The sequence below is a fragment of the Endozoicomonas sp. YOMI1 genome (assembly GCF_024606345.1).
GTDB lineage: Bacteria > Pseudomonadota > Gammaproteobacteria > Pseudomonadales > Endozoicomonadaceae > Endozoicomonas.
Map to the genome: position 1 here is coordinate 1 of NZ_JAHHPM010000324.1, position 1,020 is coordinate 1,020.

General features: G+C 47.6%; 1 protein-coding gene. It reads right to left on the reverse strand.

What is annotated here, in order from left to right; genetic code table 11:
- The coding region (locus KDK15_RS11635) for an IS110 family transposase (protein ID WP_257295524.1) at window positions 1–994 on the reverse strand (994 nt) is incomplete at its 3' end.
- Window positions 995–1,020: the final 26 nt, after the last annotated feature.

A 1,020-nucleotide genomic window follows, 5' to 3' on the forward strand; every position in this document is an offset into this window, starting at 1 on the left:
ATGCTGCTGCCTTGTACGGCTCTTTCTTGGTTAACACAGCCCAGGCAATGCGAGCATTTTTATTAGCAACAGCTACCGCTGATATATTCTTGCCCCTGCGCTGATCAAGCTCTTTAATCCAATCATTACGTCGATCGTCGTGTTTGCCGGCTACCCTGACAACGGTTCTGCCACCGTGTATAAGCAGGGTTCGCAGGTAGGTGTCGCCCCGTTTACTGATGCCCAGTAAGGTAGGCACTCCACCAGTAGACGCCTGCTTGGGCACCAGTCCCAACCAGGCCGCCATTTCCCTGCCATTTTTAAATGCTGATATATCACCAATCGCAGCAAACAGTGCCGTAGCACTGAGCAACCCAATGCCGGGTATGGTTAGCAATAGTTTGCAAGCTTCATTATTGGCTGCAATGGTTTCGAGCTTTTGTTCAAGCTTTTCTACTCGCTCGTCCAGGTGTTTCATCTCTTCGTACAGTTCACTGAGAAGTTCACGGAACAACACTGTTAAACCGTTTTCAGCATCTTCCAGAACCAGGGGGATCTGTTTACTGATGAAGGCTATGCCCTTGGGAATAATGACCCCGTATTCCATTAAAAAACCTCTGATCTGGTTACCCAATGCAGTCCTTCTGGCCACGGCCTGGCTACGTATTCTGTGTAGGCTTTGAATATCCTGCTGCTCAATCGTTTTGGTTGGTACAAAGCGCATGCTGGGCCGTTGCATTGCTTCACAGATAGCCTCAGCATCAGCAGCATCATTCTTGTTTGACTTTACGTAAGGTTTTACGAACTGGGGAGCCATAATACGAACGTCATGACCCAGTTCGGTAAATTTACGACACCAGTAGTGTGAACCTCCACAAGCTTCGATGCCTATAGCGCATTGAGGCAGATTGGCAATAAAGGGCATGAGTGCTTTGCGATTAAGTTTCTTTTTGATAACCACATGACCTTTGGCATCAACACCGTGTAGCTGGAAACTCTTTTTGCTCAGATCAATTCCGAGAAAAGCAACCTGGCCTTTTT